21 protein-coding genes are annotated in these 19,943 nt (G+C 63.6%); 4 read left to right on the forward strand and 17 right to left on the reverse strand.

Annotated elements, in window-relative coordinates:
• Positions 1–39: 39 nt before the first annotated feature.
• The 8 genes from BZL41_RS24255 to BZL41_RS24290 all read right to left on the reverse strand — a co-directional run bounded on the left by BZL41_RS24255 (position 40) and on the right by BZL41_RS24290 (position 6,560).
• Positions 40–1,023, reverse strand: a complete 984-nt coding sequence (locus tag BZL41_RS24255) for a magnesium transporter (RefSeq protein WP_095601630.1) — start codon at positions 1,021–1,023, stop codon at positions 40–42.
• A 19-nt stretch (positions 1,024–1,042) separates the two neighbouring features.
• On the reverse strand, positions 1,043–1,657 hold the full coding sequence (locus BZL41_RS24260) for a DUF2238 domain-containing protein (RefSeq protein ID WP_256578236.1): 615 nt from the start codon (positions 1,655–1,657) through the stop codon (positions 1,043–1,045).
• A 90-nt stretch (positions 1,658–1,747) separates the two neighbouring features.
• Positions 1,748–2,221, reverse strand: a complete 474-nt coding sequence (locus BZL41_RS24265; RefSeq protein ID WP_095601631.1) for an SCP2 domain-containing protein — start codon at positions 2,219–2,221, stop codon at positions 1,748–1,750.
• Complete coding sequence (locus BZL41_RS24270; protein WP_095601632.1) at positions 2,215–3,105, reverse strand: U32 family peptidase; 891 nt, start codon at positions 3,103–3,105, stop codon at positions 2,215–2,217. Before BZL41_RS24270 ends, BZL41_RS24265 begins: the two co-directional genes overlap by 7 nt.
• Positions 3,106–3,115: 10 nt before the next feature.
• Positions 3,116–4,111, reverse strand: coding sequence for a peptidase U32 family protein (locus BZL41_RS24275; protein ID WP_084335012.1), 996 nt, complete (start codon positions 4,109–4,111; stop codon positions 3,116–3,118).
• Between the two features lie 336 nt (positions 4,112–4,447).
• Positions 4,448–4,918, reverse strand: a complete 471-nt coding sequence (recX, locus tag BZL41_RS24280) for a recombination regulator RecX (protein WP_095601633.1) — start codon at positions 4,916–4,918, stop codon at positions 4,448–4,450.
• A gap of 8 nt (positions 4,919–4,926) precedes the next feature.
• Positions 4,927–5,970: a recombinase RecA gene (gene recA / locus BZL41_RS24285; protein ID WP_095601634.1), complete on the reverse strand. Its 1,044-nt coding sequence runs from the start codon at positions 5,968–5,970 to the stop codon at positions 4,927–4,929.
• An 86-nt stretch (positions 5,971–6,056) separates the two neighbouring features.
• The gene (locus tag BZL41_RS24290) at positions 6,057–6,560 is read right to left on the reverse strand and encodes a CinA family protein (protein ID WP_095601635.1); all 504 of its coding nucleotides are present in this window, start codon (positions 6,558–6,560) and stop codon (positions 6,057–6,059) included.
• Between the two features lie 118 nt (positions 6,561–6,678).
• On the opposite strand from BZL41_RS24290, the gene mutS reads away from it, so the two are divergent.
• Together mutS and fdxA are read left to right on the forward strand one after the other, a co-directional pair.
• A complete protein-coding gene (gene mutS / locus BZL41_RS24295; RefSeq protein WP_174706204.1) occupies positions 6,679–9,252 on the forward strand; it encodes a DNA mismatch repair protein MutS in 2,574 nt (857 codons plus the stop codon).
• Positions 9,253–9,391: 139 nt separating this feature from the next.
• Positions 9,392–9,715 carry a ferredoxin FdxA gene (fdxA, locus tag BZL41_RS24300; RefSeq protein WP_084337039.1) on the forward strand — a complete coding sequence of 108 codons (324 nt, stop codon included), beginning with the start codon at positions 9,392–9,394 and terminating at the stop codon, positions 9,713–9,715.
• A gap of 724 nt (positions 9,716–10,439) precedes the next feature.
• Here fdxA and rpoS read toward each other — a convergent pair.
• The 9 genes from rpoS to BZL41_RS24345 form a co-directional block, all read right to left on the reverse strand.
• Complete coding sequence (gene rpoS, locus BZL41_RS24305; protein WP_095601637.1) at positions 10,440–11,444, reverse strand: RNA polymerase sigma factor RpoS; 1,005 nt, start codon at positions 11,442–11,444, stop codon at positions 10,440–10,442.
• 102 nt (positions 11,445–11,546) lie between these two features.
• Entirely contained in the window at positions 11,547–12,404 is an 858-nt protein-coding gene (locus BZL41_RS24310) for a peptidoglycan DD-metalloendopeptidase family protein (protein WP_256578237.1), read from the reverse strand.
• Between the two features lie 32 nt (positions 12,405–12,436).
• Complete coding sequence (locus BZL41_RS24315) at positions 12,437–13,375, reverse strand: DUF368 domain-containing protein (protein ID WP_095601638.1); 939 nt, start codon at positions 13,373–13,375, stop codon at positions 12,437–12,439.
• Positions 13,376–13,393: 18 nt separating this feature from the next.
• Complete coding sequence (locus tag BZL41_RS24320; RefSeq protein WP_174706205.1) at positions 13,394–14,029, reverse strand: protein-L-isoaspartate(D-aspartate) O-methyltransferase; 636 nt, start codon at positions 14,027–14,029, stop codon at positions 13,394–13,396.
• A 41-nt stretch (positions 14,030–14,070) separates the two neighbouring features.
• Positions 14,071–14,820: a 5'/3'-nucleotidase SurE gene (surE, locus tag BZL41_RS24325; protein WP_095601640.1), complete on the reverse strand. Its 750-nt coding sequence runs from the start codon at positions 14,818–14,820 to the stop codon at positions 14,071–14,073.
• Complete coding sequence (gene truD, locus BZL41_RS24330) at positions 14,808–15,866, reverse strand: tRNA pseudouridine(13) synthase TruD (RefSeq protein WP_095601641.1); 1,059 nt, start codon at positions 15,864–15,866, stop codon at positions 14,808–14,810. The genes surE and truD overlap by 13 nt, the downstream gene beginning before the upstream one ends.
• Positions 15,863–16,336 carry a 2-C-methyl-D-erythritol 2,4-cyclodiphosphate synthase gene (gene ispF / locus BZL41_RS24335; RefSeq protein ID WP_095601642.1) on the reverse strand — a complete coding sequence of 158 codons (474 nt, stop codon included), beginning with the start codon at positions 16,334–16,336 and terminating at the stop codon, positions 15,863–15,865. Before ispF ends, truD begins: the two co-directional genes overlap by 4 nt.
• Positions 16,337–16,458: 122 nt before the next feature.
• Positions 16,459–17,307, reverse strand: coding sequence for an S-formylglutathione hydrolase (gene fghA, locus BZL41_RS24340; RefSeq protein WP_095601643.1), 849 nt, complete (start codon positions 17,305–17,307; stop codon positions 16,459–16,461).
• A 78-nt stretch (positions 17,308–17,385) separates the two neighbouring features.
• Positions 17,386–18,498 carry an S-(hydroxymethyl)glutathione dehydrogenase/class III alcohol dehydrogenase gene (locus BZL41_RS24345; RefSeq protein WP_095601644.1) on the reverse strand — a complete coding sequence of 371 codons (1,113 nt, stop codon included), beginning with the start codon at positions 18,496–18,498 and terminating at the stop codon, positions 17,386–17,388.
• Positions 18,499–18,605: 107 nt separating this feature from the next.
• On the opposite strand from BZL41_RS24345, the gene BZL41_RS24350 reads away from it, so the two are divergent.
• Positions 18,606–19,493: a LysR family transcriptional regulator gene (locus BZL41_RS24350; RefSeq protein WP_095601715.1), complete on the forward strand. Its 888-nt coding sequence runs from the start codon at positions 18,606–18,608 to the stop codon at positions 19,491–19,493.
• Positions 19,494–19,608: 115 nt separating this feature from the next.
• Complete coding sequence (locus BZL41_RS24355) at positions 19,609–19,923, forward strand: HPF/RaiA family ribosome-associated protein (RefSeq protein ID WP_095601645.1); 315 nt, start codon at positions 19,609–19,611, stop codon at positions 19,921–19,923.
• The last annotated feature ends 20 nt before the right edge of the window (positions 19,924–19,943 follow it).

The raw sequence follows: 19,943 nt of genomic DNA on the forward strand, positions 1-19,943 counted from the left end.
GGGCTGGCAATAGTTCTTTGGGCCGAGCCGACGGCGTATCTACATCACCGCACGGGCGATGGCGAAATAGATGAGGATGGACAGCAGGTCCTGAATGACCGTGGCCAAGGGCCCGCTTCCGAACGCCGGATCGATGGACAGCCGATCCAATAGCCAGGGCAGCAGCATGGCGGACAAGGTCGCGGTGGAACAGGCGGCCAGCACAGACAGGCCGATGCACAAGGCCACATCGAAGGCACCCCAGCGCAGCAAGACCAGAGGCCCGGCGATGAGCGCCAGGGGCAGGCCGATCGCCAGCCCCACCAGCAGCTCGCGCCGGGCCATCCTCCGCATCGTCACGCCGATGGACAACCCGCGCACCACCACCGTCTCGGTCTGGGTTCCCACCGCATCCGCGAGATAGACGATGCCAGGAATGAAGAAAGCGAGAACGATCCGCTCTTGCAGTTGCGCCTCGAACCAGCCGACGAAATCGGCTGCCAGAAAGGCGCCGGCCAACCCTACCAGCAGCCAAGGCAACCGATGGCGGAAACGCCGCTCCACCGGCTCCTCGCTGGATATCCGCGCCATGGCGGCGCTCTTGATGAAACCGCCGAGCCGCGACAGGTCTTCTTCGTGCTCCGCCAGCAAGACTTCGAGCAGCCGGTGCGGAGGAATCAGACCGACCAGATCACCCTCCCGGTCGACCACGGTCAGCGCAGACTCCTGGTTGCTCACGGCTCGCCAGGCCGCGACTTCCTGATCCACCCCCGGTGCCACTACGGGTGCCTGGTCATCCATCAGTTCGGTCAGGACTGTGGCGTCGCCGGCGGCGAGCAGGTTCTCGATACGCACCAGCCCGAGAAAACGGCGCCCCTCACAGACCACGATATGGCTGACACTCTCATATCGCCGGGTCGTCAGGGCATGCCGTACCTCACCCGCCGTCTGCCCCGGCGCCGCCAGCGGCACCTCCAGGGTGGCGAGTTGGGCGGCGGTCTCGAAGGGGAGCAATGTCGTATCGATAAACGTCTCGGATGGCATGGATGTCCTCCGGATGTGCTTATGTCAGGCCCCTCATGCCTCGCCCAAGGCGCAGGATCAGCAAGGTCACCAAGCCTCCGAGCATCGCCAGTCCGGCATCCTTCTGAGCGTCCCACTCGTCCCCTTGCGTCCCGAGGAAGGCCGAGCCCAGTTCGGGATTGACGATCAACGCGGCGGCCATCTCCACCTGTTCGTAGAAAGCGCTCATCGCCATCACCACCGACAGACTGAGAATCGCCAGCCATCGGCCGGTCAATCTGGCCGAGCGTTGCAATATCTCGCGCAAGGGATAGATCAGCAGCAGACCGAAGGAGAAGTGCACCACCCGGTCGTAATGATTGCGCTGGGTGCCGAACAGATCGCGCAGCCAGTAGCCGAGCGGGGTTTCGGCATAGGTGTAGTGCGAGCCGTAGAGGTGCATGACCATGAACAGGGTGAACAGCCAGTAGGACGGCAGGGAGAAGGTGAAGCGCCGGTAGGTCGCCAGCAGCAGCGCGCCGAAGAAGAACACCAGCAGGTTCTCCAGCAGCCAGTCCTCACGGCTGAGCGGGGCGATGGCGGCCCAAAGCCAGACCAGCAGGAGAATCGAAAGAATCAGGAACAACTGCAGGCGGGAACCCGGTTTTTCGATCACGTCATGTCCTCGGCGCGGCCATTCGAAATGAGGCCCGCGTTATCGCCGCGGGCCCCTCCAGCAAGCCTAGCCGGTGATGGTCGAAACGGCTCAGCTCGCCGCCACCACGCCCTTCCCGGCCGCTTCCAGCCCGCGCCATAGCCAGGAAGGCAGGAGTTCGGGGTCGAGGCTGTCGATCAGGTTTTTCACCGCCAGGCCCAGCTCGGTATCGCCCTCGATGGACAGCCGTCGGCGGAAGAACAGGGTGTCCGGGTCTTCCTGACGGCTGGCCAGCAGCAGGAATTCGCGCCAGTCGCCACTGATGCTGGCATCCGCCTGCTCGCGTGCGGCGATGCACAGGCCGGTGCGGCTGCGGGTCAGGCACCAGCTCAGGCCGAGGTCACGGATATGCAGGCGCAGCCAACGCCCCTCCAGCATGTCGAAGGCGCCCTCTTTCAGAGGACCGGCGAATATCCGGTTGAGCCCTTTTTCCAGGGCCAGTCGCTGTAGCTTGAAGGGCACGCGGGAGGCCAGTGGCAGCAAACGGTCGCCAAGGCCGAGAAGCATCGGAGTGGGCTTCAGCATAATCCGGCCTCCTCTGCCCGCAGCATTCCCGGGCGGCCATGCCAGTAGCCGTTGCAACCCTCTACCGCGAGCGGCGGCGCGTCTCCGCGGCGGACCGCATCGAAGCGCTGGATGCACTCCGCCATGCCTTCGGCTCGCGGGCTGAGACGCAGCAGGTCGGCCCCGGCTGCCTGCACCGACGGGTAGTCGGCGAGCAGGTTGCTCACCGCCGCGGACATGGTCTGGATGCCATTGAGAGTGAACAGGGCCTGGCCTTCCTGGCTGAGTAGCGGAATGCCCTCCGGGTAGTTCTGGCAGCAGAATTCGCAATCGTCCTTCGGGCGGTTCTCCGCCCTTGCGGTGAAGCAGCGCGCCGAGTAGGCCAGCGGCAGATGGCCGTAGGCGAACACTTCGATCTCCGGCCGGTTCATGCCGAGTTCGTCGAGCTGCTCGCCGACTGCCTTGATCAGAGCGCCGGAGCATTCCACCGGCGGAACCCAGCGGGTCATGCCGCAAGCCATCAGCTCGGCGACTGCATAAGCGTTGTAGAGGTTCAACGCCGGCCCGGCAACGAAGGGCACGCCGCGCTCGGCGAGGTAATGCACCGCGCCCATGTCGTTGGCCTCCACCTTCAGTTCGCCGTTCTCGCACAACCGACGCAGGCTGGACAACTCGGACGCTGCCTCGATCAGCGCCAGCCCGGACAGCACCAGCTCGGCGCCGCTGCACTCCTTCAGCTCGCGGGCCAGCCCCAGCCAATCATCCAGCGACAACGCGCGACGCTTCGAGCAGACGGTCTCGCCGAGATAGATCACATCCAGCGGCTGGGACGCCATGTCGGCGTAAAAATCCATCAGCCGCATCCGATCCCAATAAAACAGCACAGGCCCAAGACTGAGCTTCATCGATGAATCCTCACTGCCAGGAACGGTGATAGGCGCCCAGGGTGGTCTGGCTGCCTTCGGAAAGGCCTTCCAGCGCCCGCCGCCATTGCGGCTGCACACTGAAGACCGAAGGTGCCCGGCGATAGGCGTCCAGCGCCTCGCGCCAGACCTGGGTGACCCGCTCCACATAAGCCGGGCTGCGCTGGCGCCCTTCGATCTTCACCGCCGCCACGCCGATCTGGACCAGCTCGGGAATCAAGTCCAGGGTATTCAGGCTGGTGGGCTCCTCAAGGGCATGGAAGCGCTGGCCGTTCACCTGGAAGCGGCCCTTGCAGAGGGTCGGATAACCGGCTGCCTCGCCTTCGCCGTAGCGGTCGATCAGCACATCGTTGAGGCGCGACGTCAGCCCTTCGGGCTCCTCGCTCCAACGCACCGCCTTGGCCGGCGAGCAGACGCCGCACAGGTTCGGCGATTCGCCGGTGATATAGGAAGACAGATGACAACGGCCCTCGGCCATGATGCACAGGCTGCCGAAGGCAAAGACTTCCACCGGCACGGGACTCTTGGTTGCCACTTGGCGCACCTGGGCCAGCGACAGCACACGGGGCAGTACGGCACGGCGAATGCCGTAGCGCTCATGATAGAAGCTCAGCGCCGCGGCGTTGGTGGCCGAGCCTTGCACCGACAGGTGCAGATTGAGATCGGGATGACGCCGGCTGGCGTAGGCCAGCACCCCGGAATCAGCGGCGATCAACGCATCCACACCGAGATCGGCGGCTTGGTCCACGGCACGCTGCCAGCGACTCCAACCATCCGGCCGGGCATAGGTGTTCACCGCCATATAAAGATGTCGCCCGTGCTGGCGAATCAGGGACAGGCCGGACTCCAGTTGTTTCTCGTCCAGATTGAGCCCGGCGAAATGGCGGGCGTTAGTATCGTCGCGAAAGCCGACGTAGATAGCATCGGCACCCTGGCGGACGGCCGCCTTGAGCGCGGGCAAACTTCCCGCCGGGCAAACCAGTTGCATGCGTACTCCTATTGCGGCGTCTGAATCGACGGAACTCTAAGGAGTCGGTCCCGCAACGCCCTTGACCGAGATCAAGGGCATTACGGGGTGATCGCCGCGACAGAGTGTCGCGATGGGGGCCATGCGCTGAAACGCAAGGTAGCTAGAGGTTCTTGCCTGAGAGCAGTGGGATGCGAAGGGGTCAGAGGGCAGCCCGGTGGGCTGTCAGGGCGAATAACCTAGCCAGACAGACCTCCTTTGCCGTGCCGCCTGCGTAGGGGTGAATTTATTCGCCCGCCGCTTGGGCGACGCTCCTTCAGGCTTTGCAACTGCGGGAAATAGAATTAGCGAAACAACCTAAATATCTGCAGACCCCGCCCCGCGCAGCAGGCGATTGATCAAATCCAACGGGTACCCCCGGTACGCCAGGAAACGTCCTTGCTGGCCCCGCGCTCGGGCATCGCTCGGCAGTTGGCCGCCGAATTTGCGCCGCCAGATGTCTTCGAGCAATTCGTACCAATCCTGGCCGGACTCGCGCAGCGCCTGCTCAATGGCATCGCGGGGCAGGCCCCGTTGCGCCAGTTCCTCACGGATGCGCACCGGGCCGTAGCCGGATCGCGCCCGGCTGGCGACAAAGCTTTCGAGATAACGGAATTCGGAAAGCAATCCCTCTTCCGCCAGGCGGTCGAGGACGCTGTCGATCAGTTCGGAGGGGGCACCGCGCCGACGCAACTTGCGGGTCAGCTCGACCGGACCGTGCTCACGTTGCGCCAGCAGATCCATGGCGGCCCGCCGCACCGCGGCGGGGCTGTCGAGGATAACGGGCATCCGCGGGATCAGACGTCGACGTCGGCCAGGTCGTCCTGGGTCGCACCCGATTTGGCGGTGTTACCGCTGACCAGCAACTTGTCACGGATGGCTTTCTCGATGGTGCTGCCGACTTCCGGGTTGTCTTCCAGGTACTTGGCAGCATTCGCCTTGCCCTGGCCGATTTTGTTGCCCTGGTAGCTATACCAGGCACCGGACTTCTCCAGCAGGCCGAGCTGCACGCCCAGATCGATGATCTCGCCGTTGCGGTAGATGCCCTTGCCGTAGAGGATCTGGAACTCGGCCTGACGGAACGGCGGTGCCACCTTGTTCTTCACGACCTTGACGCGGGTTTCGCTGCCAACCACTTCCTCGCCTTCCTTCACCGCACCGGTACGACGGATATCCAGGCGGACGGAAGCGTAGAACTTCAGGGCGTTACCACCGGTGGTGGTTTCCGGGTTGCCGAACATCACGCCGATCTTCATGCGGATCTGGTTGATGAAGATGACCAGGCAGTTGGCGTTCTTGATGTTGCCGGTGATCTTGCGCAGCGCCTGAGACATCAGGCGGGCCTGGAGGCCGACGTGGGAGTCGCCCATCTCGCCTTCGATCTCGGCCTTCGGCACCAGCGCGGCCACGGAGTCGACGATGATCACGTCCACCGCATTGGAACGCACCAGCATGTCGGTGATTTCCAGGGCCTGTTCGCCGGTATCCGGCTGCGAGACCAGCAGATCGTCGACGTTGACGCCGAGCTTGCCGGCGTAATCCGGGTCGAGGGCGTGTTCGGCGTCGACGAAGGCACAGGTAGCGCCCTGCTTCTGTGCTTCGGCGATGACCGACAGGGTCAAGGTGGTTTTACCGGAGGACTCCGGGCCGTAGATCTCGACGATGCGGCCCTTCGGCAGACCGCCAATGCCCAGCGCGATATCCAGGCCCAGGGAACCGGTGGAAATGGCCGGGATCGACTGGCGATCATGGTCGCCCATGCGCATCACCGCGCCTTTGCCGAACTGCTTCTCGATCTGGCCCAGGGCCGCCGCCAAAGCGCGCTTCTTGTTCTCGTCCATCGAAGTCCTCGCGTATTCAAGAGGGCCGTCTGGCCACCAACAACTGTATAAGTAGCCAGTATTATTCCATAGGGCAAGTCGCTCGCCTACCCCTGTCGCGGATTTTCTCCGACGGACAGTCGTAGCAGCCCCTCAAGGGCGGCCTCTACCGTTTGTCGGCGGACGGCGGCGCGGTCTCCGCCGAACAGACGGCGCTCGGCGAACACCTGCTCGCCGTCGGCCCAGGCCAGCCAGACCGTACCCACCGGTTTTTCCGCCGAACCGCCATCCGGCCCGGCAATACCGCTCACCGCCACGGCGAAACGCGCCCCGCTGCGCGCCTGCGCACCGCGCGCCATGGTTTCCACCACGTCTCGGCTGACCGCCCCGACCCGCGGGAAGAGATCGGCCGGTACGCCGAGCTGGGTGGTCTTCTGGGCATTGGAATAGGTCACGTAGCCCGCCTCGAACCAGGCGGAGCTGCCGGAAATACGCGTGATGGCCTCGGCGATGCCACCACCGGTGCAGGATTCTGCGGTGGTCACCTGCGCGCCGCAGGCCAGCAAACGCTCGCCGAGATGGGCAGCGAGCCGTGTGATGTCGTCTTCCATGGGTTCTCCTGTCCAGAGGCATGCCCGGCAGCCCCAACGCATCGCAAACGGGAATCAACGCTTAAAGCCGGGCGGTTGGATACCGTACACTAGCCGCTTTTGTGCGCAAGGCCAGGCCATGAGTCAGAGCGACCTTTCCGACCACACACCGATGATGCAGCAGTACTGGAAGCTGAAGAACCAGCATCCGGACCAGCTGATGTTCTACCGCATGGGCGACTTCTACGAACTGTTCTATGAAGACGCCAAGAAAGCCGCGAAGCTCCTTGACATTACCCTGACCGCCCGTGGCCAGTCGGCGGGGAAATCCATCCCGATGGCGGGCATTCCCTTCCATTCCGCCGAAGGCTACCTGGCCAAGCTGGTCAAGCTGGGCGAGTCCGTGGTGATTTGCGAGCAGATCGGCGACCCGGCCACTAGCAAGGGCCCGGTGGAGCGTCAGGTGGTGCGTATCATCACTCCCGGCACCGTCAGCGACGAAGCCCTGCTCGATGAACGGCGCGACAACCTGCTGGCCGCCGTGCTGGGTGACGAACGCCTGTTCGGCCTGGCCGTGCTGGACATCACCAGCGGCCGTTTCAGCGTCCAGGAAATCCAGGGTTGGGAGAATCTGCTGGCCGAGCTGGAGCGCCTCAATCCCGCCGAACTGCTGATCCCCGACGACTGGCCCCAAGGTTTGCCAGCCGAGAAACGCCGCGGCGCTCGCCGCCGTGCGCCCTGGGACTTCGACCGCGACAGCGCGCGCAAGAGCCTCTGCCAGCAGTTCGGCACCCAGGACCTGAAGGGCTTCGTCTGCGAGAACCTGACCCTGGCCATTGGCGCCGCCGGCTGCCTGCTCGGCTATGCCAAGGAAACCCAGCGTACCGCCCTGCCGCACCTGCGCAGCTTGCGCCATGAACGTCTCGACGATACCGTCATCCTCGACGGCGCCAGCCGTCGCAACCTCGAGCTGGACACCAATCTGTCCGGCGGGCGCGACAATACGCTGCTGTCGGTCATGGACCGCTGCCAGACCGCCATGGGCAGCCGCCTGCTGACCCGCTGGCTGAATCGTCCGCTGCGCGACCGCGCCGTGCTCGAAGCGCGGCAGGACTCGATCACCTGCTTGCTCGAGCATTACCGCTTCGAGAAACTGCAGCCGCAGTTGAAGGAAATCGGCGACGTCGAGCGGATTCTCGCCCGCATCGGTCTGCGCAACGCCCGTCCACGCGACCTCGCACGGCTGCGCGATGCGCTGGCGGCGCTGCCGGCCTTGCAAGACGCCATGGCCGATCTGGTGGCGCCGCACCTGACGCAACTGGCGTCGAGCATCCGCACCTATCCGGAGCTGGCTGAACTGCTGGCCAAGGCCATCATCGACAATCCACCTGCGGTGATCCGCGACGGTGGTGTGCTCAAGCGCGGCTACGATCCCGAACTGGACGAACTGCTGTCCCTGAGCGAGAACGCCGGACAGTTCCTGATGGACCTGGAAGCACGGGAAAAAACCCGCACCGGACTGCCCAACCTCAAGGTCGGCTACAACCGTATCCACGGCTATTACATCGAGCTGCCCCGTGTCCAGGCGGAACAGGCACCGGCCGACTACATCCGCCGGCAGACGCTGAAAGGCGCCGAGCGTTTCATCACGCCGGAACTCAAGGCTTTCGAGGACAAGGCGCTGTCGGCACAGAGCCGCGCGCTGGCACGGGAGAAACAGCTCTATGAAGAGCTGATCGAACTGCTCATCGGCCAATTGGCGCCGTTGCAGGACACCGCCGCCGCGCTGGCCGAACTGGACGTCCTGGCTAACCTGGCCGAACGCTCACTGAACCTGGACCTGAACCGCCCGCGCTTCGTCAACGAGCCTTGCCTACGCATCAGCCAGGGCCGTCACCCGGTGGTGGAACAGGTGCTGGACACCCCCTTCGTCGCCAACGACCTGACGCTGGACGATGCCACGCGCATGTTGATCATCACCGGCCCGAACATGGGCGGTAAGTCGACCTATATGCGCCAGACCGCGCTGATCGTCCTGCTCGCCCACATCGGCAGCTTCGTGCCGGCGGCCGGCTGCGAACTCTCGCTGGTGGATCGCATCTTCACCCGCATCGGCTCCAGCGACGACCTGGCCGGCGGACGCTCCACCTTCATGGTGGAGATGAGCGAGACGGCGAACATTCTGCACAACGCCACCGACCGCAGCCTGGTGCTGATGGACGAAGTCGGCCGCGGCACCAGCACGTTCGACGGACTGTCCCTGGCCTGGGCCGCCGCCGAGCACTTGGCCAAGCTGCGCGCCTACACCCTGTTCGCGACACATTATTTCGAGCTGACGGTGCTGCCGGAAAGCGAACCGGTGGTGGCCAACATGCACCTGAACGCCACCGAGCACAACGAGCGCATCGTCTTCCTGCATCACGTGCTACCTGGGCCGGCCAGCCAGAGCTACGGCTTGGCAGTGGCGCAACTGGCCGGCGTACCGGGTGCGGTCATTCAGCGCGCCCGTGAGCATCTGGCCCGCCTGGAAACCACCAGCCTGCCCCACGAAACGCCGCGCGCCGAACCGGGCCAACCGACACCGCCGATGCAGAGCGACCTGTTCGCCAGCCTGCCGCACCCCGTCCTGGAGGAATTGATGAAGATCAATCCGGATGATTTAACGCCGCGGAAAGCCCTCGAACTGTTATATACATGGAAGACGCGAATCTAACGCGCGCCCGCACAAGCTGTTAGAATCGCGCGCGCTTTTGGGAGGTCCCGGCCTTTAGCCTGGTGCCGAGGCCAACACTTCCCGAGCCGAGGAGTCCGTCATCGGGCTCCCAGCCGCCGCCTGAGGAGAGAATTAAAAAATGACCTTCGTCGTCACCGACAACTGCATCAAGTGCAAGTACACCGACTGCGTGGAAGTCTGTCCGGTGGACTGCTTCTACGAAGGCCCGAATTTCCTGGTCATCCACCCGGACGAGTGCATCGACTGCGCGCTCTGCGAGCCCGAATGCCCGGCCCAGGCCATCTTCTCCGAAGATGAGGTGCCTGAGGACATGCAGGAATTTATCGAGCTGAACGCCGACCTGGCCGAGGTTTGGCCGAACATCACCGAGAAGAAGGATGCGCTGCCGGACGCCGAGGAGTGGGATGGCGTCAAGGACAAGCTGCAGTATCTCGAGCGCTGATTCAGCTCGACCGAGAAGGCCCGCTCACGCGGGCCTTCTGCTTTTCAGACGCACCGTTTCAGATAGCCTGGCGCCGGATCGCGAGCGGTTTATAAAAACGCAGGCAAAAAAAAGGGGCGGGGTAAACCCCGCCCACTCTTTTGTCCCTATTCCTTGATTTCCTTGCTCATCATCCTGATGAATCGCATCCCGCGATGTCCCGGTCGACATCCTTGCCAACCCGCGCCAGTCCGTCGGCACAGGTGTGATATTAGCGATCTGCCGGAGAGCGGCAAGTGAGGGAATACCTTCGCCAAAACTCCACGGAGTCTCCGACTAAAAAATAAAACCCAATTAATTCAAATACTTGCCTAAAATCATCTCGATAAAACAGCTACTTTCTGTCTAGCTATTCCAGCAATTGCTTACAACACATGTAAGCCATGGCTTACAAGAAGAATCGCAAAATCGCCCAATCGCTCCATAGGGCTTCCGTTCGAACCAGGCGTTCCCGCCCGGCTACGCCGGAGTTCCCTCGCTGCGCCGGGGCGTCACGACTCCCTCTTACCTTTAGGAGAGGGAGTGTGGGGGGAGAAGGGTTTGCCTCGCACAGAGGCAAGGTCGCGCTGGCGGGCCCCCAGCAGCTAACAGAGATGACCAAAAAGAACGCCCCGAACCAGTCGGGGCGCTCATTCAGCCTGTCGGCAGGCCCAAGGCCTGCAAGACGGTTGGCGATAACGCGGCGCTACTGAAACAGTGCGTCGCTGGAAAGGCCATTTTTCTCGAGAATTTCCCTGAGGCGCTTGAGTGCCTCGACCTGGATCTGCCGAACCCGCTCGCGGGTCAGACCGATTTCCTGGCCGACTTCCTCCAGCGTGCAACTCTCGTGACCACGCAGGCCGAAGCGTCGCACCACCACTTCGCGCTGCTTGTCGGTCAGTTCCGACAGCCATTGATCGATGCTCTGCGACAGGTCGTCGTCCTGCAGCAGTTCACACGGATCGGTAGGTCTTTCATCGGTGAGGGTGTCGAGCAGGGTCTTGTCCGAGTCCGGCCCAAGGGAAACGTCCACCGAGGTCACCCGCTCGTTGAGCCCAAGCATCCGCTTGACCTCGTCGACTGGCTTCTCCAGCAGGTTGGCGATTTCTTCGGCGGACGGCTCGTGATCGAGCTTGTGAGTCAGCTCGCGTGCCGCGCGCAGGTAGACGTTCAGCTCCTTGACCACATGGATCGGTAGCCGGATGGTCCGGGTCTGATTCATGATCGCCCGCTCGATGGTCTGGCGAATCCACCAGGTGGCGTAGGTGGAGAAACGAAAACCGCGCTCCGGGTCGAACTTCTCCACCGCGCGAATGAGACCGAGGTTGCCTTCTTCGATCAGATCGAGCAACGACAATCCTCGATTGACGTAGCGCCGGGCGATTTTCACCACCAGCCGCAGGTTGCTCTCGATCATGCGCTTGCGCCCGGCCGGATCGCCCTTCTGCGCGAGACGCGCGAAGTGCACTTCTTCCTGGGGAGTAAGCAGGGGGGAAAAGCCGATTTCGTTGAGATACAGCTGGGTCGCGTCGAGCGCCCGCGTGTAATCGATGTATTTATGCTGCTTCAGAGCGGTCGAATGTTTGGACTTGGTGGCGAGGGAGGCAAACTCGTTCTCCTCGCTCAACACGTCCTCCAGAGCGATGCCTGGCTCCATGAGGAGCACTTCGTCATCGACGTCAAACTCCGGCGCTTCTTTGTCGAGTGCCATTGTTGTTGTCCTGTGCTGAGTTCGACAACAAGCTCTGGCGGACCATATTCCCTGGCGCACCCGAGCCCGTACTTCCTACGTGAAGAACGGGCTGACTGCGGATCAGCGACGAGGCAGATATTGCAGAGGGTCTACAGGTTTGCCCTGACGGCGAATCTCGAAGTGGAGCTTCACCCGGTCGGTTCCCGTGGAACCCATTTCGGCAATGATCTGACCGGCCTTGACCTGCTGTCCCTCCCGTACCAACAGCCTGCGGTTGTGACCGTAGGCGCTTACGTAGGTATCGCTGTGCTTGATGATTACCAACTCGCCGTAGCCCCGTAAACCACTCCCGGCGTACACCACTGAACCAGCAGACGCAGCTAAAACAGGCTGGCCTAATTCACCCCCGATATCAATGCCTTTATTCAAACTACCGTTTGAGGAAAAACGACCTATCAAGGGGCCGTTGGCAGGCCACGCCCAGCCCGTCGCAGAGCGGGTCACGGGTTCGACAGGGGTGGTCGCCGGGGTCTGCGCGACAGGTGGCGAAGCCTGCGGTGGTTTGGCTGTCGGCGGGGTGGCCGGTGGCGTACCGGCTGGAGGTCTGGTCGCGGTTGGTGGCGGCGTTTTCGTGGGCTGGCTCGCCACGACCGGCGGTGCGGAAGCAGGTCGCCCGCCGAAGTTGATCTTCTGACCTGGGTAGATCACATAGGGGGGGTTGATGCCATTGTGCGCGGCCAGGGCTTTCCAGTCCCAGCCGAAGCGGAACGCGATGGAATACAGGGAATCGCCACGTCGCACCACGTAGTGGCCGCTGGTCACCGGTTGGCGCTGGCTCGCCTGCTGCCCGTTGCGGTCGACCACCTGTACACCGCCCGGCGGCGTACTGGAGCACCCGGCCGCCAACGACACGATGAGTCCGAGCAGCAGATGCCCTTGCCGGCTACGTACGCGCTGCAGGGTTCCTGTGACTGTCACCCGCCTCTCCCTCTCGTTCTGTCCAGGTCTCATCATTCGGTCGAGCCTGCCAGCGACTGACGACGCCCGGCGAACCACTCAAGGCCCAGCACCAATACGATGCCGGCCACGGCCAGCAGGATCGCGAAGAGCAGTTGCGGGTCCTGCCCGCTGATCTGGGCGAAATGCCCGGGCAACAGGTTCTCCTGCACCACCGGCACTGGCTGGCCGTGGCTGTCGGTCTGCCAGACCAGAGTCTTCTTCCAGGGCCATACCTTGTTTAAAGAACCCAGCATCAATCCCGTCAGGAATGCCAGTGTCAAATCACGATAGCGCGCCAGCAGCCAGTTGAGCAGGCGCGAGAAGCTCAGCAGGCCGACCACACAGCCACCCGCGAACAAGGCCAGCACGGACAGGTCGAGCGCCTTCACCGCGCCCAGCACGACTTGGTAGAGACCGATCAGCAGCAGAATGAAGCTGCCGGAAATACCGGGCAGGATCATCGCACAGATGGCCACCGCCCCGGCGAAGAACAGGCTCATGGGGTCGTCGCCCCACTGCATCGGTGCCGCAACGGTGATCCAGTAGGCAAAGGCGCCGCCGAGCGCGAAGCTGAGTACACGGGTCCAGTTCCAACGCTGGATTTCTCGCGCCACCAGATGACTGGAGACCAGGATCAGCCCGAAGAAAAACGCCCAGACCGGGATCGGATGCGTTTCCAGGAGATAAGTGATCACCCGCGCCAGGCTGAAGATGCTGGTGAGGATGCCGCTGAACAGGATCAGCAGGAAAGTCAGATTGGCCTCCCGCCAGGCAGCGGCGACACGGCCTCGCACGAGATGCGCCAGGGCATTCGGCACTCTGGCGATGGAGCCCAGCAGTTCGTCGTAGATGCCCGTGATGAAGGCCACGGTTCCGCCGGAGACGCCCGGCACTACATCGGCCGCGCCCATGGCGATGCCTTTGGCATAAAGCAGAAAGTACTTCTTCACGGATCCTTCCAGTCAGGATCAGCCCAGAGGGCCGTTGAGCAGCGGCACGAAACGCACGGCATCGAGCATGTGGCGAGAGAAACCGTTCTCTTCCCGAACGATCAGCATCAGTTGCTGGACGTCGCCGGTCCCCACCGGGATCACCAGCCGGCCACCCGGAGCCAGTTGGTCGAGCAACGCCTGCGGAACCTCGGCGGCGGCGGCAGTCACGATGATGCCGTTGTACGGCGCGAGAGCCGACCAGCCCTCCCATCCATCGCCCCAACGAAAGACCACATTGCGCAGATTGAGTTCGCTCAGGCGCTCCTTCGCACGGTCCTGCAACGCCTGGATGCGCTCGACCGAGAAGACCCGCTCGACCAGTTGCGCCAGCACGGCCGTCTGGTAGCCGGAACCAGTGCCGATCTCCAGCACCTTGTCCAGCGGGCCCGCAGCGAGCAACAGCTCGCTCATGCGCGCCACCATGTAGGGCTGGGAGATGGTCTGGTTATGCCCGATGGGCAGGGCGGTGTCTTCGTAGGCGCGATGGGCCAGGGCTTCGTCGACGAATAGATGCCGCGGGGTACGCCGGATCACTTCGAGCACCCGGGCGTTCGACAAGCCCTCTTCGTACAGGCGCTGAATCAGGCGTTCACGGGTGCGCTGCGACGTCATGCCGATACCGCGGCGCAGCAGATCGTCTTGCTCGCGGCTCATCACAGCAAGTCCTCCAGCCAACTGTCGAGGCCGTTGAAAGCCTCGTGGAATGTCCGGTCGAGCTGCAGGGGCGTGATCGACACATAGCCCTGCATGACCGCGTGAAAATCGGTGCCCGGCCCGGCGTCCTCGGCATCCCCGGCGACGGAGATCCAATAGTCTTCCTTGCCGCGCGGGTTGACCACTTTGGCCGGCGCCTTGGCACGCGCACGGTGTCCCAGACGGGTCAGTTGGATACCGCGAATATGGTCCAGCGGCAGGTTGGGAATGTTCACGCTGAGCACGGTGCGCGGCGGCAGGTCAAGCTTCTCGTGGTTTTCGACCAGGGTCCGGGCGATGTGCGCGGCAGTGGGCAGGTTCTCCGGCAGGCGCGACAGCAACGAGAAGGCGAACGCTGCGCGGCCGGTGAAACGACCTTCGATGGCGGCGGCGACCGTGCCCGAATAAAGCACGTCGTCACCCAGGTTGGCACCGAGGTTGATGCCCGAGACGACCATGTCCGGCGTCTGTTCGAGCAGGCCGTTGAGGCCCAGGTGCACACAGTCGGTCGGCGTGCCGTTGATGCCGATGAAACCGTTCGGCAGGTACTGGGGATGCAGCGGCCGATCCAGGGTCAGCGAACTGCTGGCGCCGCTCATATCCTGAATGGGAGCGACCACCACGCATTCGGCGTAATCCGCCAATGCGTCATACAGCGCGGCGAGGCCGGGCGCATACACCCCGTCGTCGTTGGCGATCAGAATACGCATGGGTTGTCCGTCTGCCCCGCCGGCAGCAGATCGACAAGCTCGCGCACCACGGCAGTGGCGAAGCATCCAGCCGGCAGGACGAATTCCAGTTGCAAAATGTCAGGCCGGGGATAATGCCACGCCAGGGCGCCGATGGGGAGGCGCAGGATGCGCCGTTCGTGCGCCATGTCCGCTCCGGCTAACCAGTCGGCCAACTTTTCCTTCCCCGCCGCGACGCGCTGTTCGAAGGCCCGGACGACGCCCCCGGCAGGCGACTCGCCCTTGCCCCAGAGCGGCCCGGTCGGGTGCAGGTCGAGCTGCTCCAGCCGTGGATCGCTGCACTCGGCCTCGCTGGCCGGAAAGAAACTGCGGCTATCGGTGAACGCCAGCAGATCGCCGACCTGTGCCCGATTCCAACTGCCATCGGCGACACGCTCGGCCAGTACCCGATTGAACAGATAGCTGCGCGCTGCCGAAAGCAACCGTGAGCGCAGGTTACGCTGAGTCGGCAGTTCGCCGCGCTCGGCAAATTGCAGGGCATCATCGACGTTGCCGCCGCCATGGCCGAAGCGCTGAAGGCCGAAATAGTTCGGTACGCCGTGTTGCCGGATGCTTTCCAGGCGAGCGTCCAGGGCCTCACGATCGGCTGCCAGTTGGGTCAGCCGCAGCGTGAATCCGTTGGCCGAGTGAGCGCCGCGCTGCAACTTCCGCGAGTGCCGGGTAGCCTGGAGAATCCGCAGGCTATCGCTTTCGGCAGCGGAGAGATCCGGGTCGGCCTTGCCCGGTAGGTGAAGGCTGAACCATTGGCGGGTCAACGCCTGGCGGTCCTTGAGGCCGGCATAGCTGATAGTTCGCAACGGTACACCTGCGGCACGCGCCAGCCGTTTGGCGGCTTCCTCAGTATTCAGTCCACGCTTCTCCACCCACAGCCAGAGGTGCTCGCCCTGGCCCGACAGCGGGATATCCAGGACCTCATCGACCTGGAAATCTTCCGCCACCGCCTTCAGTACCGCCTGCCCGCAGGGCTCGCCATGGGCACGCGGGCCCAGCAGTTCGTATTCGTTCATAGCGGCACTAACAGCGCCACCGCATGCACGGCGATGCCCTCTTCCCGGCCGGTGAAGCCCAGCTTCTCAGTGGTAGTGGCCTTGACGTTGACCTGGTCGAGGTCGAGCTGCAGGTCCTCGGCGATCAGCACTCGCATGCGGTCGATATGCGGCGCCATTTTCGGTGCCTGGGCCACGATGGTGGCGTCGACGTTGCCGACCCTCCAGCCCTTGGCCTGGACCAGCCCGAGCACATGACGCAGCAAGGCACGGCTGTCCGCACCCTTGAAGCGGGGATCGGTATCCGGGAAGTGCTTGCCGATATCGCCCAGCGCCGCGGCGCCGAGCAACGCGTCGCTCAAGGCATGCAGCAGCACATCGCCGTCGGAATGGGCGATCAGCCCGAATCGGTGGGGAATGCGCACACCGCCGAGGGTGACGAAGTCCCCCTCGCCGAAACGGTGCACATCGTAGCCATGACCAATACGCATAAAGAACGACGCCCTGCAAAAGTCAGGGCGTGATTCTAACTGAAAGCTGCAAGGCGAGTGGCCGCCCCGCAAGCTGCAAGCATGTTCCCGCCAAGCTTTTACTTGCAGCTTGTGGCTTGAACTTATCGCTGCCGCAAAGCGGCCGCATGATGCCGAAGGTGGTCTTCGATGAAACTGGCAATGAAGTAGTAGCTGTGGTCATAGCCCGGCTGCATGCGCAGTGTCAACGGATGCCCGGCAGCCGTTGCAGCGGCCTGCAAGGTCTCCGGCTTGAGCTGGTTGGCCAGGAAGTCGTCACGATCCCCCTGGTCCACCAGGATCGGCAGCTTTTCCTTCGCCTCGGCGAGCAGGACGCAGGCGTCCCATTCGCGCCAGCGCGAGCGGTCTTCGCCGAGATAACGGGAGAACGCCTTCTCGCCCCATGGGCAGTTGATCGGATTGCTGATCGGCGAGAAAGCCGACAGCGATTGATAGCGCCCGGGGTTGCGCAATGCGCAGACCAGAGCGCCGTGGCCACCCATGGAGTGGCCGCTGATGCCACGGCGATCGGAAACCGGGAAGTTGGCCTCGATCAGTGCCGGCAGTTCTTCCACCACGTAGTCGTGCATCCGATAGTGGCGAGCCCAGGGTTCCTGGGTGGCGTTCAGGTAGAACCCTGCCCCCAGGCCGAAGTCCCAGGCCCCGTCGGGATCGGCCGGCACTTCCGGTCCTCGCGGGCTGGTATCCGGTGCGACGATGACCAAGCCCAGCTCGGCGGCCATCCGCTGGGCGCCGGCCTTCTGCATGAAGTTCTCGTCGGTGCAGGTCAGTCCAGACAACCAGTACAGCACCGGCAGGCAGGAGCCCTGCTCGGCCTGCGGCGGCAGGTAGACGGCGAACACCATGTCGCAGCCCAGCACGCTGGAACGATGCCGATAGCGCTTGTGCCAGCCGCCGAAGCTTTTATTGCTGGAGACGATCTCGAGAGTCATAAGCCCCTCCGGGGAGCTTCAAGCTGCAAGCCATAAGCAGCAAGCGATTCGCCACTCGCAGCTCGCAGCCTGTCGCGATCAGAAATGGATGACGGTACGGATGCTCTTGCCTTCATGCATCAGATCGAAGGCCTCGTTGATCTCGTCCAGCGGCAGGTTGTGAGTGATGAAGGTGTCCAGCGGGATTTCGCCTGCCTGGGCCTTTTCCACATAACCCGGCAGCTCCGTGCGCCCCTTGACCCCACCGAACGCCGAGCCGCGCCAGACGCGCCCGGTGACCAGTTGGAACGGACGGGTGCTGATCTCGGCGCCGGCCGGGGCCACGCCGATGATGGTCGATTCGCCCCAACCCTTGTGGCAGCACTCCAGCGCCGCGCGCATCAGTTGCACGTTGCCGACGCACTCGAAGCTGTAGTCCACGCCGCCGTCGGTCATGTCGACGATGACTTCCTGGATCGGCTTGTCGTGCTCCTTCGGGTTGACGAAGTCGGTGGCGCCCAGCTCGCGGGCGACATCGAACTTGGCCGGGTTGATATCGACGGCGATGATGCGGCTGGCCTTGGCCATCTTGGCGCCGATGATCGCCGCCAGACCGATACCGCCCAGACCGAAGATGGCGACGGTCGCGCCCTCCTCCACCTTGGCCGTGTTCAGTACCGCGCCGATGCCGGTGGTCACGCCGCAGCCCAGCAGGCAGACCTTGTCCAGCGGCGCTTCTTTCGGAATCTTGGCCAGGGAGATTTCCGGCAGCACGGTGTACTCGGAGAACGTCGAGCAGCCCATGTAGTGGTAGACCGGCTGGCCCTGGTAGGAGAAACGGGTGGTGCCGTCCGGCATCAGGCCCTTGCCCTGGGTGGCGCGCACCGCCTGGCAGAGGTTTGTCTTGCCGGATTTGCAGAACTTGCACTGGCGGCATTCGGCCGTATATAGCGGGATCACGTGGTCGCCGACCTGCAGCGATGTCACGCCCTCACCCACCGCTTCGACGATACCCCCACCCTCGTGGCCGAGGATGCAGGGGAAGACGCCTTCGCTGTCCTGGCCGGACAGGGTGTAGGCGTCGGTGTGGCAGACACCGGTGGCGACGATGCGCACCAACACTTCGCCGGCCTTCGGCGGCTCCACATCCACCTCGACAATCTGCAGCGGTTTGTTGGCTTCGAAGGCGACGGCGGCGCGCGACTTAATCATGGCAGTGTTCCCGGTGATGTGAGAAAGCCAGGAGTGTAATTCACGCCCCAAAAGGGATAATGCACAAACCGAGAAAACATTATTGCCATACAGGGATAATCATGACTGTGAGCCGCTGGGAAGGGCTGGATGAATTCGTCGCCGTGGCCGAGTGCGGCAGCTTCCTGCGCGCTGCCGAGCGGCTGCGGGTTTCCTCGTCCCATGTCAGCCGGCAGATCGCCCGCCTGGAAGAACGCCTGCAAGCGCGCCTGCTCTATCGCACCACGCGCAAGGTCTCGCTGACCGAAGCCGGCCACACCTTTTTCGCCCGCTGCCAGCGGCTGGTGGAGGAACGCGACGAAGCCTTTCTCGCCATCAGCGATCTGCACAGCGCCCCCACCGGCCTGTTGCGGATGACCGCGGCGGTGGCCTATGGAGAGCGCTTCATCGTGCCACTGGTGAATGAGTTCATGGCCGCGCACCCGCAGCTGCGGGTCGAAATCGAGTTGTCCAACCGCACCCTGGACCTCGTCCAGGAAGGTTACGACCTCGCCATCCGCCTGGGCCGGCTCAGCGATTCGCGCCTGGTGGCCACGCGCATCGCGCCCCGGGCCATGTACCTGTGTGCGGCGCCCAGCTATCTCGAGCGCTATGGTCGACCGCACACGCTCTCGGAACTGGCTCGGCACAACTGCCTGATCGGCACCGGCGACACCTGGATGTTCCAGCAGGACGGCCGCGAACATCCTTTCAAGCCCAGCGGCAACTGGCGCTGCAACAGCGGCGAAGCCGTGCTGGATGCGGCGCTGCGGGGGTTCGGCCTGTGTCAGTTGCCGGACTACTATGTCCTCGAACCGTTGCGCCGGGGTGCGCTGGTCTCGCTGCTGGAGGCCAACCAACCACCGAACACGGCGGTCTGGGCCGTCTATCCACAGAAGCGCTACCCGCTGCCCAAGGTCCGCCTGTTGATCGAGGCGCTCAGGCAGGGCCTGGCGCAGCGCCCCGAATACGCCTGACTTCGCCGCTGCGCTGCTCTACCACGGGTCTTGCAAGGGGGAACCCGCTCCTGTTCGCCTCGTCGAAATTTCATGAGGCGCGATAGTCGACGCCCGCCAACAGGAGGACAACGCCATGCAAGTGCTGGTGAACAGCGATAACCATATCGATGGCTCCGCGGAATTCGCCGACAGGGTCCAGGCTCATCTGACCAACAAGCTGAAGCGTTTCGACGACCACCTGACCCGCATCGAAGTGCACTTCAACGACGAGAACAGCCAGAAAGGCGGCGCGACCGACAAGCGCTGCCAAATCGAAGCACACATCAAGGGACGCGATACGGTTTCCGTCACCCACCATGCCGAATCCCTGAACCTCGCCCTCGACGGCGCCACCGAGAAGCTCGGCTCCGCCCTCACCCGGGTAGTCGACAAATCCCGCAACCTCTGACGCCAAACATTCGCCGAAGG

The sequence above is a fragment of the Pseudomonas sp. PIC25 genome (assembly GCF_002286785.1).
Taxonomy (GTDB): Bacteria; Pseudomonadota; Gammaproteobacteria; order Pseudomonadales; family Pseudomonadaceae; genus Pseudomonas_M.